Origin of the sequence: Flavobacterium psychrotolerans (genome assembly GCF_003097635.1) — a bacterium.
GTDB classification, from domain to species: Bacteria; Bacteroidota; Bacteroidia; order Flavobacteriales; family Flavobacteriaceae; genus Flavobacterium; species Flavobacterium psychrotolerans.
On the sequence record NZ_QCZI01000013.1, the window covers coordinates 82,860 to 88,952 of the forward strand.

5 protein-coding genes are annotated in these 6,093 nt (G+C 37.5%); 3 read left to right on the forward strand and 2 right to left on the reverse strand.

Features of this window, described 5'->3' with window-relative positions; all coding sequences use genetic code 11:
* The first annotated feature begins 25 nt into the window (after positions 1-25).
* Entirely contained in the window at positions 26-508 is a 483-nt protein-coding gene (locus DB895_RS10800; protein WP_116725377.1) for an RDD family protein, read from the forward strand.
* A gap of 110 nt (positions 509-618) precedes the next feature.
* Positions 619-1,965: a deoxyguanosinetriphosphate triphosphohydrolase gene (locus tag DB895_RS10805; RefSeq protein ID WP_116725378.1), complete on the forward strand. Its 1,347-nt coding sequence runs from the start codon at positions 619-621 to the stop codon at positions 1,963-1,965.
* Between the two features lie 2 nt (positions 1,966-1,967).
* Here the strand turns inward: DB895_RS10805 and DB895_RS10810 are convergent, their stop codons facing one another.
* Both DB895_RS10810 and DB895_RS10815 read right to left on the reverse strand, forming a co-directional pair.
* Positions 1,968-2,924 carry a DUF3078 domain-containing protein gene (locus tag DB895_RS10810; RefSeq protein ID WP_116725386.1) on the reverse strand — a complete coding sequence of 319 codons (957 nt, stop codon included), beginning with the start codon at positions 2,922-2,924 and terminating at the stop codon, positions 1,968-1,970.
* A 39-nt stretch (positions 2,925-2,963) separates the two neighbouring features.
* Positions 2,964-4,733, reverse strand: a complete 1,770-nt coding sequence (locus DB895_RS10815) for a 1-deoxy-D-xylulose-5-phosphate synthase (RefSeq protein WP_116725379.1) — start codon at positions 4,731-4,733, stop codon at positions 2,964-2,966.
* A 150-nt stretch (positions 4,734-4,883) separates the two neighbouring features.
* Here DB895_RS10815 and DB895_RS10820 point away from each other — a divergent pair, with 150 nt between their 5' ends.
* Positions 4,884-6,005 (forward strand): T9SS type A sorting domain-containing protein, encoded by a 1,122-nt coding sequence (locus tag DB895_RS10820; protein ID WP_166426965.1) that lies wholly within the window; start codon positions 4,884-4,886, stop codon positions 6,003-6,005.
* The last annotated feature ends 88 nt before the right edge of the window (positions 6,006-6,093 follow it).

The window sequence follows — 6,093 nt, forward strand, 5'->3', positions numbered from 1 at the left end:
ATTTATCAAATAAAAACGTTCAGAAATGGAAAATAAAAAATTTACCGTTACGGATGATTTATTAGCTTCAAATGGGCAGCGTTTTCTGAATCTAACTATTGATTTGTTCGTTCAGTATATCATTGGGTTAAGTATTTGGGCAACTCTCAATATTATTGCCCAAATCACGAATAATGATGGGTTGTACAACTGGGTTGGATTTACAGATAGGATGATACAGTTCCTTTTTGGGATGTCGATACTAATTTTTTACTACGGTATTACCGAACTGTATTTTTCCAGAACCATTGCCAAATATTTCACCAAAACACTTGTTGTGATGAGAAATGGTTCTAAACCAAATGCCAAAACGATCATCCAAAGAACGCTATGCCGCTTAATCCCTTTTGAAGCATTTACATTCTTGGGAAAACGATCCAGAGGATGGCATGATTCCTTTTCGCACACCTATGTCGTCCGAAAACACAGGTTTATTGAGAAAAAAAATTTGTCTGATTCCATTGATTAGATTGGCAAAGAATAAGAGAAACTAACAGCTGTCATTTTTGATGGCTGTTTTTATTTCAAACCCTTCCTTTTTCTTTATATTCGCTTAATCAAAATTTCTAATACTAAACCATGAACTGGGAACAACTATTATCCTTAAAACGGCAAGGCGACACGAGCAAAAGACTGAGAATAGAGCAAGACGATACCCGTTTAGGCTTTGAAGTCGATTATGACCGAATCATATTTTCATCCGCTTTTAGGAGTTTGCAGGACAAAACACAAGTCATTCCGCTTTCTAAAACCGATTTTGTACATACGCGATTGACCCACAGTTTAGAGGTTTCGGTCGTGGGACGATCCATAGGAAGATTGGTCGGAAAAAAAATCATCCAAAAATACCCCCATTTACAAGAAATTCACGGTTTTCACATGAACGATTTTGGAGCCATTGTTGCCGCGGCATCCTTAGCACATGATATCGGAAATCCGCCTTTTGGCCATTCGGGGGAAAAAGCCATTGGAGAGTATTTTTCCATTGGAAAAGGGCAACAATTCAAAGAGCAGCTGAATATAAAACAATGGCAGGATTTAATCGATTTTGAAGGAAATGCCAACGGATTTTCAGTCCTAACGGCAAGTCGTCCAGGAATTGAAGGCGGATTGCGAATTTCGTACGCCACGCTTGGTGCTTTTATGAAATATCCAAAGGAAAGTTTGCCGAAAAAACCAACAAAAAATATTGCAGATAAAAAATACGGTTTCTTTCAATCGGATAAAGCTTTCTTTCAGGATGTTGCTACAGAATTGGGAATGATTGCCAACAAAACGGGCGATGATGTAGGTTTTGAAAGACATCCACTGGCTTATTTGGTGGAAGCCGCCGATGATATTTGTTATACCATTATCGATTTTGAGGACGGCATCAATTTGGGATTGGTTTCAGAAGATTTTGCCTTAGAATATTTGATTAAATTGGTAAAAGACAGCATTGATACCGCAAAATACAAAACCTTAATTACCAAGGAGGATCGAATCAGTTATTTGCGTGCTTTAGCCATTGGAAGCCTTATTAATGATGCGGTGCGTGTATTTGTCGAAAACGAAGAGGCCATTTTGCAAGGGAAATTTCCTTTTGCATTGACCGATAAAAGCAAGTACAAAGCACAAATGGATGATATCATCAAATTGAGCGTTAAAAAAATCTATCAAAGCCGTGAAGTAATCGAAAAAGAATTGGTTGGCTATCAGATTATCCAAACGTTATTGGACAAATTTATAACGGCTTTTAACAATAAATTTGACGGAAAAGCATCTAGTTATGACCATTTAATCCTGAAAATGTTGCCTGAAAAATTCATAGAAAACAAGGACGATTTATATAAAAGACTGTTGCATATTTGCCATTATGTTTCGCTTTTGACAGATGGAAATGCTTTGGAATTATATGAAACGATTAACGGAAACAAAAGATCTTGATTTTAGAAATTGTAAACCAATCCTACACCCAGCATTTGTTTTAACTGGATTTTTGGGCCGGTAATAATTTGATTTCCATTAATTTCTTTTTTGGCTTTAATGTCATCGTCATACAATAAATTAAACCCGATATTGGCTTTTACATATTCATTGACAACCAAGTCAAATAGCGCTTGCCAGTCCACGTCAATGTTCCCGAAATGATTCAAATAATCGGAATACAAACTCAGTCGGTTTTCAAAACTGATGTTCTTTGCTATTTCCCTTTTAAAATGATTTGTGACAAGAATTCCCAATTCGGTTTTGGTTTTTTCACCCTCTAAAATAAGAGTTCCCGTAGGGTCATAAATGGCTTTTTTTACTCCAAAAGCTCCTTGATTAGCCAATCGTTGGTCTAAAACCAAGGTGTTTTTTAAAGTTAAAGGCGAGCAGTAAAAATTAAAACGCTTTTCCTTATTGGCATATTCCGCTCCAATTCCGAAGAAAGTGTAGGCTGGAGCAAAAGGCTTGGAAATGGCCAAATTGGTGTTCGGATAATTATAACCATTGGTAAATTGGGTATTAAAATTAAATTTTATGGAGTGGTACCAATTCGACAACGTGTCTTCCCTATACCCAAAAGTGGAATTAAACTGAAAGGCATCATCGGTTTTTCGAAGAGCAGAGCCATTTTGTTTGTTAACACCGTACCGCACAATCAATTCATTAAACCATTTTACATTTTCTCGATTGTAAACCCGACTGAAATTTCCTTTTAGCAGTCCCGAAACAGAGCTTTCGCCTCCAGCATTCCAGTTTACAAAAGCAATTTCACTCAAGTCAAACCCAACGGTATTTTTATTTTTCCAATACGAAATGGTGTCTGGAAGAGTAGTCCTGATAGTTCCATTCTCTTGCGCAGATGTTGCCATTGAAATAAGAGTCAAGAAAGTACCAATAAAAAAAGGTTTTAACTTCATCATAGAATAATTTGTTTTAAACGACAAAAACGAATGTTTTCAATACCTTGAAAATAGAGTTTCTAGACTTTTAACGTCAATTTTACAATATTGTTGCAGTTCTTCAACCGTTCCGTGTTCTATAAATTCATCCGGAATCCCAAGAGTTATTAGTTCTGAATAATACTTGTTTTGAGAAGCAAATTCAATTATTGCCGAACCAAAACCGCCTTTAATCACGCCATCTTCGATAGTGATAATCGTTTCAAATTCATTGAAAATTTCATGTAAAAGAACTTCGTCTAAGGGTTTTACAAAGGCAAAATCATAATGCGCCATAGTTTCTGGTTGATTCATTTTGGCTAGAGCCAAAGCCACATTATTCCCAAGAGTTCCGTTAGACAAAACCGCCACTCGGGTTCCTTCTTTAAGGCATTTTGCCTTTCCTATTTCTATTTTCTTATAGGGCTTTTGCCAATCGACATGCACGCCACGACCACGAGGGTAACGAATGGCAATAGGATGATTCAATCCCAATTGTGCCGTGTATAAAATGTTCCGCAACTCCATTTCGTTCATCGGAGAAAAAACAATCATGTTCGGGATGCAACGCAAATAGGCCAAATCAAAAACGCCATGATGCGTTGCGCCATCTTCGCCAACCAATCCCGCCCTGTCGAGACAAAAAATGACGGGCAAATTCTGCAACGCCACATCATGAATCACCTGGTCATAAGCCCGTTGCAAAAAGGTGGAATAAATATTACAGAAAACCACCATGCCTTGGGTCGCCATTCCCGCTGCCAATGTCACGGCATGCTGCTCGGCAATTCCCACATCAAAAGCGCGTTTTGGAAATTCGTCCATCATGAATTTCAGGGAACTTCCCGAAGGCATGGCCGGCGTGATTCCGATAATTTTTTGATTTTTTCTAGCCAAATCCAATACGGTCAGACCAAAAACATCCTGATATTTGGGCGGCAGGTTTTCGTCCGATTTCAAATGAATTTCTCCGGTGCTCTTGTCAAATTTCCCGGGAGCGTGGTATTTTACCTGATTTTCTTCCGCTTGCTGCAATCCTTTTCCTTTGGTCGTGATGACGTGGAGAAACTTGGGTCCTTTTATTTTTTGCAACCGTTTCAGTTCTTTGATGACGGCAAAAATATCATGACCGTCAATGGGTCCAGAATAATCAAAATTTAGGGATTTAATGATGTTGTTCCGCCTTGGGTTTTTTCCGTCTTTCACGGCAGTGAAGTAGTTTTTCAGCGCACCCACACTCGGATCAATCCCAATGGCATTGTCATTTAAAATCACCAGCAAATTGGCATCAGTAACTCCGGCATGATTCAATCCTTCAAAAGCTATTCCTGATGCAATAGATGCATCACCAATCACGGCAATATGTTGCTTTTCTATATCGCCTTTTAAATTGGAAGCAATGGCCATTCCTAAAGCCGCAGAAATGGAAGTCGAGGAATGCCCCACGCCAAAGGCATCGTAAATGCTTTCGCTTCTTTTTGGGAAACCGGAAATCCCGTTGAGTTGCCTGTTGGTATGGAAATTTTCCCGTCTTCCCGTCAATATTTTATGCCCATAGGCTTGATGACCCACATCCCAAACCAACAAGTCTTCGGGAGTGTTAAACACATAATGCAAGGCAATGGTCAATTCTATCACGCCCAAACTGGCACCCAAATGCCCCTCTTTTACAGAAACCACATCTATAATAAAATCCCGCAATTCCTGAGCCACTTGAGGAAGTTGGGCTTCGTCAAGCTGGCGCAAATCAGTTGGCGTAAAGATGGTGTTTAGAAGATTGCTTTTCATTTTACAAAAATAGAATAAAATAGTGAGGAAATGATTTTTTGGAATTTCATAAAAAAAGCGATTCGTCGTATTTTTTTACGCAGTTTGTCAAGGGGAAATGTTAAAATTTTATGTTTACCTTTGACTGTTAAAAACAATAAATATCAACCGATGAAAACAAAATTACACTTCTTACTTCTTTTATTTATTATTGGTATTTATAGTGCCAAGGCAAAATACACCTCTATCCCAGATGTAAATTTTGAGCAAGCATTAATAGACCAAGGTATAGACAGTGGCGTAATAGACCATAAAGTTTTAACGGCAAATATTAGCGGTTTGACTGATTTGGATGTTAGCGGAAGTTCTATTGCCTACTTAACAGGAATTCAAGATTTTGTTGCTTTAACAAATTTATATTGCGAGTTTAATCAATTAGTGAGTTTAGACTTGAGTGGGTTGACGGATTTAAGAACTTTATTTTGTAATAGTAATCAATTAACGAGTTTAAACGTGAGTGGGTTGACGATTTTAAAAGAATTGGATTGTTATGATAATCCATTAGTGAGTTTAAACGTGGGTGGATTGCAAGCTTTAACCTATTTGGATTGTCAAAAAAATCAATTAGCGAGTTTAAACGTTAGCGGATTGACTAATTTACAGCTATTGTATTGTAATAATAATCTCTTAACGAATTTAAACGTGAATGGGTTGACGGCTTTAACAACTATTGATTGTCGCTATAATGAATTAACGAGTTTGGACGTGAGTGGGTTGACGTCTTTAGGAGCTTTGGATTGTCAAAAAAATCAATTAACGAATTTAAACGTGAGTGGATTGACTAAATTATGGGGCTTGATTTGTAATGAAAATCAATTAACGAGTTTGGATGTAAGAGGATTGACCAATTTAGGGGAATTGATTTGTCATTTTAACCCACCATTATCGTGCATTCAGGTGGATAATGTAACAACGGCAAATGCAGAAAACCAATGGTATAAAGATGCTACGGCAAGTTATTCCACAAACTGTGCGCTGGCCACAAGCAACCCTCAAATAACTCCCCATGCGGTTACGGTGTTTCCTAATCCTGCCAAAGAGGTACTAAACATAAAATCGAATAGCATGATTTTACAAACCGAGATGTATGACACCAATGGCCGTACCGTTTTAAGTTCAACTCAAAATTCAGAAAATGTGGTTTTAAATATCAGTGCGTTGGCCAATGGGCTGTATTTATTGAAATTAACAACCGATGAAGGCAGTTCTATTCATAAAATAGTGAAGAGATAAATAATACTCTTTTAACCCGTTGGGTGTAATTAAATTGTTTGATTTTTAATATTGTTTATTGGCCTGTCAAATATGAATTTATTGATGT